Below are 17022 nucleotides of genomic sequence, written 5' to 3'. Positions count from 1 at the left end.
ACCCCGATCGCGATGGACCAGGGCCTGCGCTTCGCCATCCGTGAAGGCGGCCGCACCGTCGGCGCCGGCGTCGTGGCCAAGATCATCGCCTAAGCGAAACGGCCTCAAGCCGCGCGCCTCCGCGAGGCGCGCATAGGCCGAAAGACAAAGTCGCGTAACAGAACGGCCCCCGGAGCAATCCGGGGGCCGTTTTGCTGTAAGACAGTTCACGTGACGCGAGAGCACGATTGCCTGCAACCGAGGGCCGGGATTTACGTTCGGATCGGACGTTAATCTTTCGGTAACCAAATGCGACGCGCCATTCGACTGGGTATCTTCATCGGCACCGTGCTGGGCATGAGCGCCTGTGCGACCCAGTATGACGCCGATGGCCGGCCGGTTTCGGGCGCTTATGGCTCGGTCGAAGCCGGGCGCACAGGCTGAGCGCAAAGGAAAACGTGGCGCTGGTCGCGATCCTGCCCTAATGTAGCGCTGCGGACGCCGTCTGTCGCGCCGCGTCGGTCCCCAAAACCCCCTAGATGTTACTCATCGCTATTGCTGTCGTTCTGCTCCTGGTGGTGCTCAACGGCTTGTTCGCCATGACTGAATTGGCGGTCGTCTCCTCGCGGAAATCCAAACTACAGGCGAGGGCGGAACGGGGCGACCGGGGGGCCAGGGCGGCGCTGAAGCTGTCGGAAGAACCGACTCAGTTCCTGTCCGCGGTTCAGGTGGGCATCACCCTGATCGGCATTCTGGCGGGCGCCTATGGTCAGGCGACCATCGCGGGCGAACTGGATCGCATTCTGGAAGTCGCTTTCCCGGCGCTGGCTCAATATACCGAATTCTTCGCCACGGCCCTGGTGGTTGTGTGCATCACCTATGTCTCGCTGATCATCGGCGAACTGGTGCCCAAGCGCCTAGCGCTGATCTTCCCTGAGACGGTGGCGTCCAAGATGGCCGGGCCGATCTCCAAGCTGGCGATCGTGTTGAAGCCGTTCGTTCTGCTGCTGACCGCCTCCACCTCGGGCATCCTGAAGCTGTTGGGCGTCAAGGATCGCGACGGCTCGGACGTGACCCAGGAAGAGGTGGCGACCATCCTGGCCGAAGGCACTTCGGCTGGCCTGATCGAGCCCGAAGAGCAGGTGATGATCGAGGAAATCCTGCGCCTGGGCGACCGTCCGGTGCGGGTGGCCATGACGCCGCGCCACGACGTGTTCTGGATCGCCCTGGACGACCCCGAAGAGATGCTGCGCGAAGAGATTCGCACTTGCCCCTATTCGCGGATCGTGGTGGCGCGCGAGAGCGACGTCGATAATCCGCTGGGCGTGGTTCACAAGAAGGATCTGCTGGACAGCCTGCTGACCAACGGCAAGTTCGACATCGAACCGCTGGTCGCCGAGCCGGCCTTCATTCCGCAGTCGACTTCGGTGTTGAAGGCGCTGGAGATCCTGAAGGGCTCGCGAGTCCACATGGCCTTCATCGTCGATGAGTACGGCGCCTTCGAAGGCGTGGTGACGGCGACCGACATCCTGGAAATGATCGCCGGCGACTTCAATGAAGGCCATGACGAAGAGCAGGCCTGGATCCATCAGCGCGCCGACGGCAGCTGGCTTGTCGACGGTCAGACGGACCTGGACGAATTGGCTGACAAGCTGGGCGAGGACTTTGGCGAGCATGAAGGCTTCCACACCGTCGCCGGCCTGATTCTGCACCAGATCTCGCGCGTCCCAGACGAGGGCGAAGTGCTGCAGGTCGGCCGATTCGAGGTCGAGGTCGTGGATATGGACGACCGCCGCATCGACAAGCTGATCTTCAAGGAACTGGTGAAGGCACAGGACGAGCGGGACGCGATCGCGGCGCATCTGGAAGACTGATCGCAAGTGTCACATCGCCCTTGAAATAGCGGGCGGTGTCGGGCATACGCCCCCCTCTGGCGAACGCACGGACCTTTTGGGTTTGCGCGGTTGTCTAGGAGTTTAGCTCAGCTGGTAGAGCACCGGTCTCCAAAACCGGGGGTCGTGGGTTCGAGTCCCCCAACTCCTGCCAATCCCCCCTGTCGCTTCCGGATGGGACTTCCCATCTGGGGCGACAGGAACAATTGTGTGAAGAGCAACTGATGGCCAAGGCCAAAACTCCCGGCAAGCGGCCTCAAGGCAGCGCGAAGCCCCAGATGGGCGCCAAGCCTCAGGCGGCCGGCGCCGCCGCCATCACGGTCGATTCGCCCGAGCCCAAGAAGCCGCGCACCAGCCCCGGCCAGTTCCTGAGCCAGGTGCGCGCCGAAGGCCGCAAGATCGTCTGGCCCAGCCGCAAGGAGACCTGGATCACCTCGGTGATGGTCTTCATCATGGTCATCATCGCCTCGATCTTCTTCTGGATCGTGGACACCGGCCTCGGCTACGCCTTCCGCTACATCATCGCTCTCGGATCCTGAGAAAGACGCGCCCATGACCGATGCAGCGCCCGCAAAGCCCGCCAATCCGCGCCACAAGTGGTACATCGTCAACGCCTACTCGAACTTCGAGAAGAAGGTCGCCGAGCAGCTGCGTGACCAGGCCAAGCAACAGGGCCTGGAAGACGCCTTCTCCGAAATCCTGGTTCCGACCGAAGACGTGGTCGAGATCCGTCGCGGCCGCAAGGTGAACTCCGAACGCAAGTTCTTCCCCGGCTATGTTCTGGTGAAGATGGAAATGACCGACCAGGCCTATCACCTGGTCAAGAACACGCCGAAGGTCACGGGCTTCCTGGGCGCCGCGGGCGGCACCAAGCCCCTGCCGGTTTCCGAGCGTGAAGTTCAGAACATCATCGGCGCCGTGGAAGAGGGCGTCGAGCGTCCGAAGCCCACCATCCGCTTCGACATTGGCGAGAAGGTCAAGGTCATCGACGGCCCGTTCGCCAGCTTCGACGGTTCGGTCGAGAGCGTGGACGAAGAACACGCCCGCCTGCGCGTCGCCGTGTCCATTTTCGGCCGCGCCACGCCGGTCGAACTGGAATACGCCCAGGTGGAGAAGGTCGCGGGCTGAGGCTCACGCCCCTGTCGAGATATCAAGCCGCGTCCGAAAGGGCGCGGCTTTTTCGTTTCTGGGGCGAGGGCAGGGCGGTGCGTTGCCTTTCCATCCCCCCTCTGTTACACGCGCGCCTTCGCTCGGCGGGCCTTCGGTTCGTGGAGCGTCAAATCCGTGGGAGGCAGCCATGCCGCACCACGGCTCACCGGCCCTGCGTTCGCGCCGGGTCATTCATAGGAGAGACCAATGGCCAAGAAGATTCTCGGCTATATCAAGCTGCAAGTGCCGGCCGGTTCGGCCACGCCTTCGCCCCCGATCGGCCCGGCTCTGGGTCAGCGCGGCGTGAACATCATGGGCTTCTGCAAGGAGTTCAACGCGCGCACCGAGAAGGAAGCCAAGGGCACCCCGCTTCCGACCGTGATCACCGTCTATCAGGACAAGTCGTTCACCTTCATCACCAAGACGCCGCCGGCGACCTGGTACCTGAAACAGGCCACGGGCCTGAAGTCGGGTTCGAAGCTGGTCGGCCGTGAAGTCGCCGGCAAGATCACGCAGGCGCAACTGCGCGAGATCGCCGAAAAGAAGATGAAGGATCTGAACGCCAACGATATCGACGCGGCGGCCAAGATCATCGAAGGCTCCGCCCGCGCGATGGGCCTCGAAGTGGTGGAGGGCTAAACCATGGCCAAGCAAACCAAGGCCTTCAAGGCCCGCACCGGCGTGACCCAAGACCTGCTGCCGTTCTCCGACGCCATCAAGCTGGCCAAGGAAAACGCCAAGGCCAAGTTCGACGAGTCGCTGGAAATCTCGGTCAACCTGGGCGTCGACCCGCGTCACGCCGACCAACAGGTCCGTGGCGTCGTCAACCTGCCGTCGGGCACCGGCCGTGACGTTCGCGTCGCCGTCTTCGCCAAGGACGCCAAGGCCGCCGAAGCCACCGCAGCCGGCGCCGAACACGTTGGCGCCGAAGATCTGTACGAAAAGATCGCCGGCGGCTTCATGGAGTTCGACCGCGTGATCGCGTCGCCGGACATGATGGCCCTGGTCGGCCGTCTGGGTAAGGTGCTGGGCCCGCGCGGCTTGATGCCGAACCCCAAGGTCGGCACCGTAACCCCCAACGTGGCCCAGGCCGTCAAGGACGCCAAGGGCGGCGCCGTCGAGTTCCGCGTCGAGAAGGCGGGCATCGTCCACGCCGGCATCGGCAAGGTCTCGTTCACCCAGGACGCTCTGGAAGCCAACGTGAAGGCCATCGTGGACGCCCTGGTGCGTTCCAAGCCGTCGGGCGCCAAGGGCACCTATGTGAAGCGCATCAGCCTGTCCTCGACGATGGGCCCGGGCTTCAAGGTCGATCCGGCCTCGCTGGGCGCCTAAGTCGGAAGACAAGCCATACGGAAGAACGGCGGGGAGCGATCCCCGCCGTTTTTTTCTTGCCCGGATCAGTAGGCGGCGGTGAAGCGGGCGCGGCTGTGCTTGGGGTTCTCCAGTTCGTCGACCATGGCGATGGCGTAGTCGGAGAAGCCGATCTTGCTGTCGCCGTTGGCGTCCACGACCAGTTGGTCGGTCCCGGTCCGGTAGCGGCCCAGGCGCGGCGTCTCTTCGATCAGGGCGGCGGGCGAGAAGAAGGTCCAGTCGATGTCCGTTTCCTGACGCAGGTCGTCCAGGAAGGTCAGGCCGCCCTTGGCGATGGGCTTCCATTCGGCCGGGAACTGCGGCGTGTCGAACAATAGGACACCGGGCGCGACCTCCAGGCTGGCGGCGCCGCCGGTGACGAGCAGGCGCGGGACGCCGGCGGTCTTCAGCGCGCCAAGGATCGTCGCGGCGGGAATATCGAAGTGCAGGGCGCTGATGACCGCGTCCGAACCCTCGATCAGATCGGCGAGCGCGGCGACATCCGAGGCGTCGCCGGCGACAGGTGTGACGCCGGTGGCGCTCGGAATCGCTTCCGGCTTGCGGGCGATGGCGGTGACCGTGTGACCGCGCGCGGCCAGTTCCTTGGTGATTTCCGAGCCGGCGCGACCGCTGGCGCCGAGAACTACGACTTTCATGAAAGGCTCCTGTAGGTATCCAATGGATACCAGGTGCGCTATGGGGTGCGGCCATGCAAGACGGCACCTCTCAGACACCTGGTTACCTTCAAGAAACCTGGCTGCGCGGCGACGTGCTCGCAGCGAACTGTCCGACGCGGCAACTGCTCGACCGCATCGCCGACAAATGGAGCACCCTGATCCTGATCGTGCTGGGAGAGGGGCCGATCCGCTTCAACGCCCTGAAGCAGCGGGTCGATGGGGTGTCGCAGAAGATGCTGAGCCAGACGCTGAAGTCGCTGGAGCGCGACGGGCTGGTATCACGCTCCGTCGTGGCCACCGTGCCGGTGTCGGTGACCTATGCGGTCACGCCGCTGGGCCGGACCCTGATGGCGGCGATGCAGTCGATGATCGACTGGGCCGAGACCCGGATGCCGGAAGTCGCGGCCGCGCAAATGGCCTACGATCAGCGATCCTCCGACGCCCACTGACTTTTTTATCGCCTGCGGCGAACGGCCACGCTCGAGCCGCGTTCCTGTCGCGACCTTGAAGGGGGGGATATGTTCGGACTGGGAAAACTGATGGGCGACAAGCCCGATGTCGGCGGCCATGACCCGTGGAAGGGCCGCCTTGCGTTCGGCGCCATCGTGCTGGTCGCGGCCTATTTTGCGGTCCAACTGATCGTGACGCTGCAGACGCTGTGGCTGCTGATCTTCGGGGCTATCGTGGTGTCGGTGATCCTGCGCGCCTTGGCCGATCCCATCGTGCGCTGGCTGAAGGCGCCGGACCCGCTGGCCGTCTTCCTGTCGCTGCTGATCGTGGTCGCGGTGCTGGCGGGGATACTGACGCTGTTCGGAACCCAGATCACCGAACAGGTCGTGGCCCTGTCCGCCGTGGTGCCGCAAGGGTGGGAGCAGGTTCAGTCGTGGATCCAGGCCCAACCCTATGCCGCGCAGCTGCTGGAGCAGTTGCAGGGGCTGGGCGGCCGCGCCGGTCAGGCGTTGCAGGTCGCTCAGAAGTTCGCCCTGGGCTTCGCATCGGGTGTCACCACACTGGTTCTCGTCGTGGTCGCGGGCGTCTTCCTGGCGATCGAGCCCGCCAAGTCGCGCGAGGGCCTGTTGTCCATGCTGCCCATGGATCGGCGGCCGCGAATGCGCGAAGTGCTGAACAGCTGCGGCAAGGCGTTGAAGGGTTGGCTGAAGGCGCAGCTGTTCTCGATGGTCCTGGTCGGGACGCTGACCGGGGTCGGTTTGGCCATCATCGGCGTGCCGTCGGCGCTGGGGCTGGGTCTGCTGACGGGACTGGCGCAGTTCGTGCCGATCGTGGGACCCATCGTCTCCACCGTGCCGGCCGTGCTGGTGGGGGCGACGCAAGGGTGGCAGACGGCCCTGATGACGCTGGCGCTGTATGTCGTTGTGTCCCAACTGGAGAGCAACTTCATCACGCCTATGGTGCAGAAGAACGTGGCCAATCTGCCCGTCGTTCTGGGCATCTTCGCCGTGGTGGGCATCGGCACCCTGTTCGGGCCGCTGGGCGTGCTGTTCGCCACGCCGCTGGCGCTGGTGCTGCACACCCTGATCACCATGCTTTATCGTCAGGACGTGCTGGGCGATCCCAAGGCCAAGGCGCCCGGCGAGAAATAAATGGGACCGTCCGTGGTCTGACAACTTGACGCAGGCGTCGCGATCCCGTTTCGAGGGCGGCCGCGACCGGCAGACCTGGAACCAGACGTGAAGATTGGGCGAGCGCCAGCACGAATCGTCAGGACCGCTCACGCGATGGGCGAGGGCTGAAGCGTGGCCCAGGCCCGGTCAAAACGCACCACCCGCTCCGAGACCCGGCAGGTCGCGGCCCTGCCATGGCGGCTGGAGGACGGCGAGCGTCGCATCCTGATGATCACCTCGCGCGAAACGCGGCGCTGGGTGATCCCCAAGGGCGGGCGGATGGTCGGCAAGAGCGATCCCGAGGCCGCCGCCCAGGAGGCGATGGAGGAGGCGGGGGTCAAGGGCGACATCGACACCCAGTCCATCGGCGTCTTCCGATACGCCAAGGGTCTGAAAGACGGCGGCGTGCGCCAGTGCGTGGTGTCGGTCTATCCGCTGGAAGTGCTGATCCAGATGGGCGCCTGGCCCGAAGCGCATCAGCGCGAGCGCCGCTGGATGAGCCTGAGCGAGGCGGCGGATCTGGTTCATGAGCCCGACCTGGCCGCGCTGATCCGCGACTTCGACGCCACGCCGCTCGAAGATTGAGCAACCGTCGGTCGAATTCGACTGGCCTGCGGACCTGAGCCTTCCGATAAGAAGGCGGGGAGGCCATCATGATCATCACACGCAAACAGGCGCTGGCTGCGTCGCTGGGTCTGGCGCTGGGTCTGAGCGCGACAGGCGCGCACGCGCAGACGGCGGCTCAATCGGAAACGGTCGTCGTCACGCGCGTCGAGCCTGCGCCGCAGGATGCCGGCCTGGCCCGCCGCAGCGCCCTGGCGCGCGAACTGATCGATCTGTCCGTCGGACCGAACTTCATGAAGGAGTTCGAGCGCGTCATGGTCGCGCAGATGGGCGAACTGGATAAGAAGGGCGGCGAAGAAGCGATTTGGGTCCGCACCAACATGCCGTCTATGGCTAGCAGAATGATCGAGCGGTTCATGGATGACTTGGCCCCAATCTACGGTTCCGTCTTCACTGAAGAAGAACTCGTCGCTCAGATCGCATTCTATCGCACGGCTGTCGGGCGCTCTGTTGCAGCCAAGACGATATCCTTGAGCATGGCCTCACAGGAGGTCGAGACCGCAGCGATGACGAACCTTCTGGAGGAGTTCGAGAGCAAATATTGCGCCCGGTTCGACTGCGGCGAGGCCGAACAGACCGGCGCCAAGCCCAGCCGGCGTTAAGCCGGGTTGATTTCCAACGACGGCGCCTGTAAGAGCGCCGCTTCCCGTCGGAGGTTCATCTTCTGACGGTCCTGTCCGAGAACTTCGGGGCGTGGGGGTCACCCAGGCCATAACTGTCAGAGAGCCCTCTGACGCCGTGGGGAGATGGGGACGCGACCTTGCGCTGTCAGCCCGCATTCCGGGACGGACGCCGTCAGACGCATCCTTCGGACAATACGACCGGCCCGACGTTTCGCAGCGATGCGACGCGCTTTGGCCAATCCGTCGTCGGGAATAAGCCCGGCGGCGAATACCAAGACTGGAGACCGCAATGGATCGCGCTCAAAAAGCCGAGTCTATCGAATCGCTCAAGGGCGTTTTCGCCGACGCCGGCAGCGTGGTCGTGACCCACAACCTGGGTCTGACCGTTGCGGAAATGGAAGATCTGCGTGGCCGTCTTCGTAAAGAAGGCGGCGCGTTCAAGGTGGTCAAGAACCGCCTGGCGCTGAAGGCGCTCGAAGCCGAGGAAGGCAGCGACTACCACAACCTGTTCAAGGGTCCCGTGGGCATCGCCTATTCCGAGAACCCCGGTACGGCCGCCAAGGTCGCCACCGAGTTCGCCAAGGCCAACGATCGCTTCAAGATCGTCGGCGGCTTCATGGGCTCGACCATCGTCGACCAAAAGGGCGTGGACGCACTGTCCAAGCTCCCGACGCTCGACGAGGTTCGCGGTCAACTCATCGGCCTGCTCAACGCGCCTGCGACCCGTATCGCCGGCGTGCTGCAAGCACCCGCCGGTCAGCTGGCTCGCGTGTTCAACGCCTACGCCACCAAGGAAGCCGCGTAAGCGGCCCAGCCTTTCATCTCTGCATCACTCTCTAAAACCAATCCTCCGAAGGAAAACTGACAATGGCTGACCTCGCCAAGATCGTCGAAGACCTGTCCGCTCTGACCGTCCTCGAAGCTGCTGAACTCTCCAAGATGCTGGAAGAAAAGTGGGGCGTCAGCGCCGCTGCTCCGGTCGCCATGGCTGCTCCGGCCGCCGGCGGCGGCGCTCCGGCTGAAGCTGCCGAAGAGCAAACCGAATTCACCGTCGTCCTGGTCGACGGCGGCGACAAGAAGATCAACGTGATCAAGGAAGTCCGCGGCGTCCGTTCGGACCTGGGTCTGAAGGAAGCCAAGGACCTGGTCGAAGGCGCTCCGCAGAACGTCGTCGAGAACGTCTCCAAGCAACAAGCCGACGAAATCGCCAAGAAGCTGACGGAAGCCGGCGCCAAGGTCCAGATCAAGTAAGATCTGACTTTCGGCATTTGCTGAAGATCGGAAAGGCCCGGCGGGAAACCGCCGGGTCTTTTTCTTTTGGGGCCTACCGCGCGGAGCGCTGCTTGAGGCCGATTGATTGGCTATCGAAAGCGGCGAGGGGTCTGGGGGCTCTGGCCTCAGCGCTGCGGGCGGGTGCGGGCGGCGAAGAAGGCCCACAGGGCGTCGTTGTCGGCGACCCAGCTGTGGCCGCCGCCGGCCGTGATGCGGCCCACCACGTCGGCGCCGTCGCGGCAGGCGGCGTAGCCGTCTTCATAGACCTTGTCGGCGATCCAGCGGGTGTCGCGCACCTGGGTGCAGCCGTTCAACTGGGCCCAGCGCTGTTCGGCGGCATGCATGGTGTAGCTCCAATAGCCTGCGCCGCCGCCCTGGATCGGATTGGTGGTGTCGGCGTCGCCGGCGAAGGCGATGACCGGCATGGGGCGCGAAGGGCGGCAGGTGGCGGGATCCGGCTCCTCCGGACGGTCCTTTCGGGGATTGCCGGCGCGCAAGCCGACGACCGGGGCGATGGCGGCGAAACGGTCGGCGGCGACGCAACCCAGCCAGGACGCCATCCGCCCGCCGCCCGACAGGCCCGTCGCATAGACGCGGCCTTCATCGACGCATCCCTGGTCGGCCAGATAATCGATGGCTCCCGTCAGATAGGCGACGTCGTCCGCATCGCCGGGACCGGGGACCGCGCCGGTGACGGTCGGCACGCCGGGGATGTTCCAGACGAAACCTTGATCGATCGGAATGCCGGCGTCGGGCGCGGCGACGATGAAGCCGTGCCGATCCGCCGCCTCAGCCAGGCCTGAAGACGCCAGCATCTTCTCTCCCGTGCCGCCGCTGCCGTGCAGCAGGAAGACCAGAGGCGCCGGCTTTGCGGGGTCAAAACCGATGGGCAGATGGATCCGCATCGTGCGCCCGCTGCGGCCGATGGCGACGGCCTGGGTCGCGCCCGCCTGTCCGATGTTGCAGGGGCCGGCCGCGTGCGCAGACGGGCTGAAGATCATCAGGCCCATCAGGGCGGCGAACAGACCGAACCAAGGCTTCATACGACGTCGTCTCTGCTGATCGAGGCCGGCAGGGTGGGATGTTTTCGGCATCGAGGCCAGTCTTGAGCGGCGCCGTGCGGCTTCCCATCTGTGGACACCCCAAGACGGAGCCATCCCCTATGAAAATTCTGCTGGTGCTGACGTCGCACGACCAACTCGGCGACACGGGCAAGAAGACCGGCTTCTGGCTGGAAGAACTGGCGGCGCCCTATTACGCGCTTAAGGATGCGGGCGCGGAGATCGTGCTGGCCTCGCCGAAGGGCGGTCAGCCGCCGCTGGACCCCAAGAGCGACGACCCCGACGCCCAGACGGACGACACGCGCCGGTTCAAGGCCGACGCTGAAGCCCAGGCCGCCCTGGCCTCGACGGTCGTCCTGTCTTCGGTGAAGGCCGAGGATTTCGACGCTGTCTTTTATCCCGGCGGCCACGGACCGCTGTGGGATCTGGCGAACGACGCCGACTCCATCGCCCTGATCGAGGCCTTCGCCAAGGCGGACAAGCCGACCGGCTTCGTCTGCCATGCGCCCGGCGTGCTGAAGTCGGTGAACGGGCCGGATGGCAAGCCGCTGGTCAACGGCCGCAAGGTGACCGGCTTCACCAACTCCGAAGAGGAGGCCGTGGGTCTGACCGATGTGGTGCCGTTCCTGGTCGAGAACGTGCTGACCGCCAACGGCGGCGACTACTCCAAGGGGCCGGACTGGGGCTCCTATGTTCTGACCGACGGCAAGCTGGTGACCGGGCAGAACCCCGGCTCGTCGCACGCGGCGGCCGAGGCGTTGCTGAAGCTGTTGAGGGCATAAGGAAAATCTGTCTCCTCCCCGCGATGCGGGGAGGGGGACCGCGAAGCGGTGGAGGGGTTCTTGAAGTCCCACAGACCTAAAGAGCCCCTCCGTCGCGACGCGAAGGCGCGTCGCGCCACCTCCCCACCGAGTGGGGAGGAGACAGTCGCCCAGAGTTAGCGCCGGCCCAGAGTTAGCGCCGGCGAGGCGCGAGGATGTCGGACAGGCGATCCGGCGCGCCCTCGATCCGTTCCAGCCGCGGGTAGCGCAGGCCGTCGTGGTAATCGAAGGCCACCGTGCGGAAGCGATCGCCGGATTTCAGCAACAGTTCGATCGGGGCGTCGGTCCCTTTCGCCGCCGTGACGGCGTCGCGCAGGACCTCGGCCGAGCCGGCCTTGCCGTTGACGGCGACCAGGCTCCAGCCGGCGCCGAGGCCTTGCTCGAAGGCGGGGCCGTCCCAGCGGATGTTGGTCAGCTTGTCGCCCGACAGGGTGAAGCCCAGCGAGTACTGGAAGTCGTTGGCCCAGCCGCTCTGAACCGACTTTTCTGCCGCCGAGGGCGTGTCTGTGTAGGTCAGTCGCCAGCCGCCACGCTCGATCCCGGCCAGCGGCGCCCGGGCGTCGGGGCCGACGGCGTCGAGGCGGGTGCGCAGGAAGGCGGCCCAATCGTGCGGATAGACGGCGTTCAGGGCCGCGACGACATCTTCGAAGGTGTAGCCCTGAGGCGCCCATTCGCCGTCGTCGTGACCGAAGAAGCCTTTGGCGAAATCATCCAGCGACTTGCGGCCGTTGGTGCCCTCGCGGATCAGGGTGTCGGCGTCCAGCCAGACCAGCAGGCTTTCGCGGTAGTAGTCGCCGGTGCCGCGCATCCATGAGGTGAACTGGCCCGGCACGCGATAGCCCAGCAGATTGTGATTGTTGGTGTCCTGCAAGGCGCGCCACTGGCGACCCGGCTGGTTGTCATAGAAGGCGGCGACGCTGGCGAGGGTGGCCAGAGCCACGTCCTTGGAATGCAGGCCCGAACGGGCGGCCAGCACGTCGCCCCAGTATTCGGTCTGACCTTCATAAACCCACAGCAGGGTGTTCTGGGTCGGAACGTTGTGGTTGGCGGTCAGTTCGTCCGCCGGACGCATGAACTTGCCGTTCCAGGAGTGGGTGTATTCGTGCGGCAGCAGGCCCCGGTCGCCGGCGGTCTTGGTCCAGTTGGTGAAGAAGTCGGGCGCGCCGGTGTTCTCGGACGAGCGATGATGCTCCAGCCCGATGCCGCCCATCTGATCGGTCAGGGCGAACAGGAATTCGTAGTTGTCGAAGTGGCGGGCGCCGAACAGGCGGTCGGCCTGCTGGACCATGTTCTCGAATAGTTTCAGCTGGTCGTCGGTGGCGGCCAGACCCTTGGCTTCGTCGGCCAGGATGTTCAGGTGGACGTGCTCACCACTGGGGTCGATATCCACGCGGCGATAATGGGCGCCGGCGAAGATGGGGCTGTCGATCAGGGTGTAGAGGTCGGTCGGGGCGAAGGTCGCCACGTCGCCGTCCTGAGACGCCGTGGTCAGGGCGGTGCCGTATTTCCAGCCGGCGGGCAGGACCACCGAGGGGGCGACCTGGATCTGGCGGCTGAAATAGCCGGCCGGATAGAGGATGGCCTTTTCCCACTGCAGATTGACCATGGCCGGGGTCATCAGCACGCGCCAGTTGGAGGCGTCGGGTTGAGTCAGCTGCTGGAACTGCACCTCAATGCTGGTCACGCCCGCCGGAATGTCGAGGTGGAAAGCGTAAGGGTCCAGCGTGTCGCGCAGCCACTCGATGCGTCGGCCGTCGGCGGTGACGGTCAGGCCGGCCAACAGCTGGATCGGGCCGGTGGCGGCGTGGTTGCCGGGCAGGAATTTGGGATAGAGCAGCGTCAGCGGGCCAGGACCGGCGACCGGTATGGTCTGGCTGACGCGGATGATGCGGCGGTCCAGGTCGGTGATGTCGGCGCGGTACTGGATCACGCCCGGATAGGGCTTGTCTTGCGGCGCCGGGATGACCGGCTGGGCGCGGGGCAGGGCCAGCGGCGCCTGGGTCGCATCGATGACGACCGGAGTGGACTGGAAACTCTGGGCCAGAACTTGCGAAGCGGCGGCCGTCATCAGAACGGCGAGGCAGGCGGCGGTCAGGCGGGTACGCGGCATTCGGTCATCCGGTTCGGCGAAGGAGCCGCACCGTCGGGGGCGAGGGGCGATGCGTCAAGCGCGGCGTTGTGTCTCCTCCCTTTGATGGAGCAGCAGAGGGTGTCCTAAATCTTCAGCCCCAGGTCCATCGCCTCGGCGAGGGCCTTGGCGCGCTTCTTGGTCTGTTCGCCCAAGAGGACGTCGGCGTAGCCTTCGGTCGCGGTCAGGCGCAGGTCGCCGCCTTTGACCTTGGCGGTGGCGTTGGCCATCAGCTGGGGCGAGCGACCGGACAGATCGCAGGCGAGACGGATAGCCAGGCCGATGGCGCGGGCGCGTTTGGCGGCGGCGGCGTCGAGCAGGCGGTCGATGACCTCGGGCTGCGGCGTGGCGGGGGCGCCGCCGTAGCGGGCGTTCATCGCGCTGGCCAAAAAGGCGCGCTCCGTGTGGCTGATGCCGGCGACGGGCGCGCGCAGCACCTGGTCGAAGACAAGCTCCAGCCGGTGATCCGGGTGCAGCCGCGCGCCCAGGTCCGCCAGACGGCAGGCGGCGCTGACCAGCACGGCGTCGCGTTTCTCGCCGAACACCTCGGGCAGGGCGGCGACGATTTCGGAAATCCAGCCGTTGAGCGCGCCGGGCAGGGCGGGGGCCACGCCCTGGCGACCGCCAAGAGCGGTGCAACCGGCCAGAAGCGGATCGGCCGTGCGCGTCGCCTCGTCCAGCGTCTCGAACAGCAGGCCCTCCCGCACGCCCCAGGCCGACATCTCGATCTGTTTGAGACCCAGATGTTTGATCAACGCCTCAAGCACCAGCCCGGCGTAGGGCAGGGTCTCGGCGCGCTTCTTCGACACGCCGGGCAGTTTGGCCAGGCTGGCCGCCGACTGTTGCGCGACCAGACGCGCGGTCTCCAGCGCCTCATCGGCCGACATCTGATACTGATGTACGACCTTCAGCGGATAGGATTTCAGGCCCATCTGCACCTGAGCCAGGGTCCGCCAGGCGCCGCCCACGGCGTAGAGGTGCTCGCTCTTGAACTGGCCTGCGATCGGTTTCAGGGCCTGATCGATACGGGCCTTGATGCGCTCGGCGTCGAAGGCCTTGCCGTCAGCCAGAGCAAACGGACCCAGCGGCAGGGTCAGGCCGTTCTCGACGCCGTCTCCGTTCAGCCGGGTCAGCTCAAGACTGGCGCCGCCCATGTCGGCCGAGACGCCGTGGGCCAGGGGGGCGCCAGCCAAAACGCCCATGGCCGCGTATTTGGCCTCTTCCTCACCCGACAGGACGCGGATCTGGAGGCCGGTCTCGGCGGCGACCCGCTCACAGAACTCCGGCCCGTCCAAGGCTTCGCGCACGGCGGCGGTGGCGGCGATCAGGGTCGCGTCCGGCCGCACCCCTTCCAGCACGGCGGCGAAGCGGCGCAGCGCCGTCATCGCCATGACCACACCCTCGGGCGACAGTTTGCGCGTCGTCGGCAGGTCGCGGCCCAGGCCGGCCAGAACCTTCTCATTATACACGGTCCAGATCGCGCGGCCTTCCAGCCGGTAAAGAACCAGGCGAACCGAGTTTGAACCGATGTCGATCGCGGCGATGTCGCGGTCGGTAAGCGTGATGTCGGGCATCAGCGGCCTGGACGCTCGTAGCGCAGGACGGCGGGCAGGCTCTTGGCCTTACGGCCGCGCCCAGACAGGCTGGGATTTGTCATGAAGTATTTGTGGGCCGAGAAGGGCCGCTCAGGATCGGCGGGGGTGACGCGTGTATAGCGCCCTTCGGCGTCCAGCACCCAGCTTTGTGCATCGTCCTTCAGATTGGCGACCATGATCTGATCCAGCACCTGATCGTGGACGGTGGCGTTGCGGATCGGCGTCATCAGCTCGACCCGGCGATCCAGGTTGCGCGTCATCCAGTCGGCCGAAGAGATGAAGACCTTGGCCTTGTCATGCGGCAGGTCCTTGCCATTGGCGAAACAGACGATGCGGCTGTGTTCCAGGAAGCGGCCGACGATCGACTTGACCCGGATATTCTCCGACAGGCCCGGGACGCCGGGACGCAGGCAGCAGATGCCGCGCACCACCAGATCGATCCGCACGCCCCACTGGCTGGCCCGGTAAAGGGCGTCGATGATCTCGACATCGACCAGGGCGTTCAGCTTGACCCAGATGGCGGCGGGTTTGCCCATGGCGGCGGCCGACATCTCCTTACCGATCAGTTCGATCAGCGTAGCCTTCATGTTCAGCGGCGAGACGACCAAGGCTTCGAGGTGGTCCGGCGTCGCATAGCCGGTGATGTAGTTGAACACCCGCGTCGCATCGCGCCCCAGGACGGGGTCGCAGGAGAACAGCGACAGGTCCGTGTAAACCTTGGCCGTCACGGGGTGATAGTTGCCGGTGCCGAAGTGGCAGTAGGTGCGCAGGCCCTCGCCCTCGCGCCGGACCACCACGCTGACCTTGGCGTGGGTCTTGTATTCGACGAAGCCGAAGACGACGTGGACGCCGGCCCGCTCCATCGCCCGCGCCCAGCGCAGATTGGCCTCTTCGTCGAAGCGGGCCTTCAGTTCGACCAGGGCGGTGACGTTCTTGCCGTTCTCGGCCGCCTCGATCAGGGCGGCGACGATGGGGCTGTCCTTGGAGGTGCGGTACAGCGTCTGTTTGATGGCGATGACGTTGGGATCGCGCGCGGCCTGACGCAGGAACTGAACCACCACGTCGAAGCTCTCGAACGGGTGGTGGATCAGCAAATCCTTTTCGCGAATAGCCGCGAAGACATCGCCGCCATTGTCGCGGACGCGTTCGGGATAGCGCGGCTCATAGCCCTTGAACTTCAGGTCCGGGTGACCGCCAGGGATCAGGTCCGACAGCTGGGCCAGACCCAGCATGCCGTCAACCAGAACCACGTCCTGGGGCGCGGCTTCCAGCTCGCCGACGATGAAGTCGCGCAGATCGACAGGCATGGACGCCTCGATCTTGACCCGCACCACCGAGCCCAGACGACGCTGCTTCAGCGCCTCCTCGAACTCCAGGACCAGGTCCTCGGCCTCTTCCTCGATCTCGATGTCCGAGTCGCGGATCAGGCGCAGCACGCCCTTTTCCTGAACCTCGCAGCCGGGGAACAGGTGGTCGATGAACAGCAGCAGCACGTTTTCCAGCGTGATGAATCGCTTGTGCCCCGGCGTGGAGCGGCCGTCGGTCGGCAGTTCCCAGAACCGGCGAACCTGGGTCGGCACCGGCACCAGGGCGTAGAAGGTCTTGGTCTCGCCCTTGCGCTTTAGTTTCAGCGCCAGGGAGAAGCCGAGGTTGGGCAGGAAGGGGAAGGGGTGCGCCGGGTCGATGGCGAGCGGCGTCAGGACGGCGAAGAGCTGGTTCAGGAACTCGGGTTCCAGACGCTCCTTCTCGGTCTTGGTGATCTTCTGGCGATCGACGATCTCGATGCCGGCGACCGTCAGCTCCTTCTTCAGCTGACGCCAGCGCAGCTGCTGTTCGGCCATCAGCTCGCCGGCGGCGATGTTGATCCGCTCCAGCTGTTCGGCGGGGGTCAGGCCGTCGGCAGACAGGACGCGCAGCCGTTCGCGCAACTGACCCTTTAGGCCGGCGACGCGGGTCATGAAGAACTCGTCCAGGTTATTGGCCGAGATGGACAGGAACCGCAGCCGCTCCAGCAGCGGGTGGTTGGGGTTGGCCGCTTCTTCCAGCACGCGTTCGTTGAACGCCAGCCACGAGGTTTCGCGATTGAAGAACCGGCTGGGCGAGGCCATCAGCTCTTCGCTCAGCGCTAGTTGAGGAGCGCGAGAGGCGGGAACCTCTTCGCCTCGGGTGTCGTCATGGATCGCGGCGTCGGTCATGAACCGGTTCTCGCGCGCGTGTGTGACGGCCGCA

General features: G+C 65.5%; 19 protein-coding genes and 1 tRNA gene. 15 read left to right on the top strand and 5 right to left on the bottom strand.

Annotated elements, in window-relative coordinates; translation table 11 throughout:
• The 8 genes from ABIC32_RS14040 to rplA all read left to right on the top strand — a co-directional run.
• Positions 1-93, top strand: a 93-nt coding sequence (locus ABIC32_RS14040) for an EF-Tu C-terminal domain-related protein (protein WP_354038969.1), incomplete at its 5' end; no start/stop codon positions are given.
• 195 nt (positions 94-288) lie between these two features.
• Positions 289-423, top strand: coding sequence for a hypothetical protein (locus ABIC32_RS14035; protein ID WP_258522487.1), 135 nt, complete (start codon positions 289-291; stop codon positions 421-423).
• Between the two features lie 95 nt (positions 424-518).
• On the top strand, positions 519-1853 hold the full coding sequence (locus tag ABIC32_RS14030) for a hemolysin family protein (RefSeq protein ID WP_153923662.1): 1335 nt from the start codon (positions 519-521) through the stop codon (positions 1851-1853).
• Between the two features lie 96 nt (positions 1854-1949).
• Positions 1950-2025: transfer RNA gene (locus tag ABIC32_RS14025), tRNA-Trp, on the top strand.
• Between the two features lie 70 nt (positions 2026-2095).
• A complete protein-coding gene (gene secE, locus ABIC32_RS14020) occupies positions 2096-2410 on the top strand; it encodes a preprotein translocase subunit SecE (protein WP_017506693.1) in 315 nt (104 codons plus the stop codon).
• 13 nt (positions 2411-2423) lie between these two features.
• On the top strand, positions 2424-2999 hold the full coding sequence (gene nusG, locus ABIC32_RS14015) for a transcription termination/antitermination protein NusG (RefSeq protein WP_017506694.1): 576 nt from the start codon (positions 2424-2426) through the stop codon (positions 2997-2999).
• A gap of 228 nt (positions 3000-3227) precedes the next feature.
• Positions 3228-3659: a 50S ribosomal protein L11 gene (gene rplK, locus ABIC32_RS14010; protein ID WP_055754816.1), complete on the top strand. Its 432-nt coding sequence runs from the start codon at positions 3228-3230 to the stop codon at positions 3657-3659.
• 3 nt (positions 3660-3662) lie between these two features.
• The gene (gene rplA / locus ABIC32_RS14005; RefSeq protein WP_017506695.1) at positions 3663-4352 is read left to right on the top strand and encodes a 50S ribosomal protein L1; all 690 of its coding nucleotides are present in this window, start codon (positions 3663-3665) and stop codon (positions 4350-4352) included.
• A 65-nt stretch (positions 4353-4417) separates the two neighbouring features.
• Here the strand turns inward: rplA and ABIC32_RS14000 are convergent, their stop codons facing one another.
• A complete protein-coding gene (locus tag ABIC32_RS14000) occupies positions 4418-5026 on the bottom strand; it encodes an NAD(P)-dependent oxidoreductase (protein ID WP_199059509.1) in 609 nt (202 codons plus the stop codon).
• 53 nt (positions 5027-5079) lie between these two features.
• On the opposite strand from ABIC32_RS14000, the gene ABIC32_RS13995 reads away from it, so the two are divergent.
• The 6 genes from ABIC32_RS13995 (at position 5080) to rplL (ending at position 9167) form a co-directional block, all read left to right on the top strand.
• The gene (locus ABIC32_RS13995; RefSeq protein ID WP_199059510.1) at positions 5080-5496 is read left to right on the top strand and encodes a winged helix-turn-helix transcriptional regulator; all 417 of its coding nucleotides are present in this window, start codon (positions 5080-5082) and stop codon (positions 5494-5496) included.
• 69 nt (positions 5497-5565) lie between these two features.
• Positions 5566-6648: an AI-2E family transporter gene (locus ABIC32_RS13990; protein ID WP_199059511.1), complete on the top strand. Its 1083-nt coding sequence runs from the start codon at positions 5566-5568 to the stop codon at positions 6646-6648.
• 153 nt (positions 6649-6801) lie between these two features.
• Positions 6802-7254: an NUDIX hydrolase gene (locus tag ABIC32_RS13985; RefSeq protein ID WP_112861716.1), complete on the top strand. Its 453-nt coding sequence runs from the start codon at positions 6802-6804 to the stop codon at positions 7252-7254.
• Positions 7255-7322: 68 nt separating this feature from the next.
• A complete protein-coding gene (locus ABIC32_RS13980) occupies positions 7323-7895 on the top strand; it encodes a DUF2059 domain-containing protein (RefSeq protein ID WP_153923672.1) in 573 nt (190 codons plus the stop codon).
• A gap of 310 nt (positions 7896-8205) precedes the next feature.
• Positions 8206-8721: a 50S ribosomal protein L10 gene (rplJ, locus tag ABIC32_RS13975; RefSeq protein ID WP_055754822.1), complete on the top strand. Its 516-nt coding sequence runs from the start codon at positions 8206-8208 to the stop codon at positions 8719-8721.
• Positions 8722-8783: 62 nt separating this feature from the next.
• Positions 8784-9167: a 50S ribosomal protein L7/L12 gene (rplL, locus tag ABIC32_RS13970; RefSeq protein ID WP_295167289.1), complete on the top strand. Its 384-nt coding sequence runs from the start codon at positions 8784-8786 to the stop codon at positions 9165-9167.
• A gap of 146 nt (positions 9168-9313) precedes the next feature.
• Here rplL and ABIC32_RS13965 read toward each other — a convergent pair whose 3' ends face one another.
• Complete coding sequence (locus tag ABIC32_RS13965) at positions 9314-10231, bottom strand: CE1 family esterase (RefSeq protein ID WP_354074577.1); 918 nt, start codon at positions 10229-10231, stop codon at positions 9314-9316.
• Positions 10232-10350: 119 nt separating this feature from the next.
• Between ABIC32_RS13965 and ABIC32_RS13960 the strand changes: the two genes are divergently transcribed.
• Entirely contained in the window at positions 10351-11031 is a 681-nt protein-coding gene (locus tag ABIC32_RS13960) for a type 1 glutamine amidotransferase domain-containing protein (protein WP_112861719.1), read from the top strand.
• Positions 11032-11203: 172 nt separating this feature from the next.
• Here the strand turns inward: ABIC32_RS13960 and ABIC32_RS13955 are convergent, their stop codons facing one another.
• From ABIC32_RS13955 to ABIC32_RS13945, 3 genes are all read right to left on the bottom strand, one after another.
• Entirely contained in the window at positions 11204-13180 is a 1977-nt protein-coding gene (locus ABIC32_RS13955) for a M61 family metallopeptidase (RefSeq protein WP_354074576.1), read from the bottom strand.
• A gap of 104 nt (positions 13181-13284) precedes the next feature.
• Positions 13285-14772, bottom strand: a complete 1488-nt coding sequence (locus ABIC32_RS13950) for a Ppx/GppA phosphatase family protein (RefSeq protein ID WP_354074575.1) — start codon at positions 14770-14772, stop codon at positions 13285-13287.
• A complete protein-coding gene (locus ABIC32_RS13945) occupies positions 14772-16988 on the bottom strand; it encodes an RNA degradosome polyphosphate kinase (protein ID WP_066551899.1) in 2217 nt (738 codons plus the stop codon). Before ABIC32_RS13945 ends, ABIC32_RS13950 begins: the two co-directional genes overlap by 1 nt.
• Between the last annotated feature and the right edge of the window lie 34 nt (positions 16989-17022).

This window comes from Brevundimonas sp. 1080 (assembly GCF_040545985.1).
Classification (GTDB): Bacteria; Pseudomonadota; Alphaproteobacteria; order Caulobacterales; family Caulobacteraceae; genus Brevundimonas.
The sequence above is the reverse complement of the archived record's forward strand: the minus strand, read 5'-3'. Positions and strand labels throughout refer to the sequence as shown.

Bases quoted from the DNA above. Each gene is read 5' to 3' on its own strand.
- ABIC32_RS13990 (WP_199059511.1), top strand. From the start codon at position 5,566: ATGTTCGGACTGGGAAAACTGATGGGCGACAAGCCCGATGTCGGCGGC.
- ABIC32_RS13950 (WP_354074575.1), bottom strand. From the start codon at position 14,772: ATGCCCGACATCACGCTTACCGACCGCGACATCGCCGCGATCGACATC.
- rplK (WP_055754816.1), top strand. From the start codon at position 3,228: ATGGCCAAGAAGATTCTCGGCTATATCAAGCTGCAAGTGCCGGCCGGT.
- nusG (WP_017506694.1), top strand. From the start codon at position 2,424: ATGACCGATGCAGCGCCCGCAAAGCCCGCCAATCCGCGCCACAAGTGG.
- ABIC32_RS14000 (WP_199059509.1), bottom strand. From the start codon at position 5,026: ATGAAAGTCGTAGTTCTCGGCGCCAGCGGTCGCGCCGGCTCGGAAATC.
- ABIC32_RS13965 (WP_354074577.1), bottom strand. From the start codon at position 10,231: ATGAAGCCTTGGTTCGGTCTGTTCGCCGCCCTGATGGGCCTGATGATC.
- rplA (WP_017506695.1), top strand. From the start codon at position 3,663: ATGGCCAAGCAAACCAAGGCCTTCAAGGCCCGCACCGGCGTGACCCAA.
- ABIC32_RS13960 (WP_112861719.1), top strand. From the start codon at position 10,351: ATGAAAATTCTGCTGGTGCTGACGTCGCACGACCAACTCGGCGACACG.
- ABIC32_RS13955 (WP_354074576.1), bottom strand. From the start codon at position 13,180: ATGCCGCGTACCCGCCTGACCGCCGCCTGCCTCGCCGTTCTGATGACG.
- ABIC32_RS14035 (WP_258522487.1), top strand. From the start codon at position 289: ATGCGACGCGCCATTCGACTGGGTATCTTCATCGGCACCGTGCTGGGC.
- ABIC32_RS13980 (WP_153923672.1), top strand. From the start codon at position 7,323: ATGATCATCACACGCAAACAGGCGCTGGCTGCGTCGCTGGGTCTGGCG.
- ABIC32_RS14030 (WP_153923662.1), top strand. From the start codon at position 519: ATGTTACTCATCGCTATTGCTGTCGTTCTGCTCCTGGTGGTGCTCAAC.
- rplL (WP_295167289.1), top strand. From the start codon at position 8,784: ATGGCTGACCTCGCCAAGATCGTCGAAGACCTGTCCGCTCTGACCGTC.
- ABIC32_RS13945 (WP_066551899.1), bottom strand. From the start codon at position 16,988: ATGACCGACGCCGCGATCCATGACGACACCCGAGGCGAAGAGGTTCCC.
- rplJ (WP_055754822.1), top strand. From the start codon at position 8,206: ATGGATCGCGCTCAAAAAGCCGAGTCTATCGAATCGCTCAAGGGCGTT.
- ABIC32_RS13995 (WP_199059510.1), top strand. From the start codon at position 5,080: ATGCAAGACGGCACCTCTCAGACACCTGGTTACCTTCAAGAAACCTGG.
- secE (WP_017506693.1), top strand. From the start codon at position 2,096: ATGGCCAAGGCCAAAACTCCCGGCAAGCGGCCTCAAGGCAGCGCGAAG.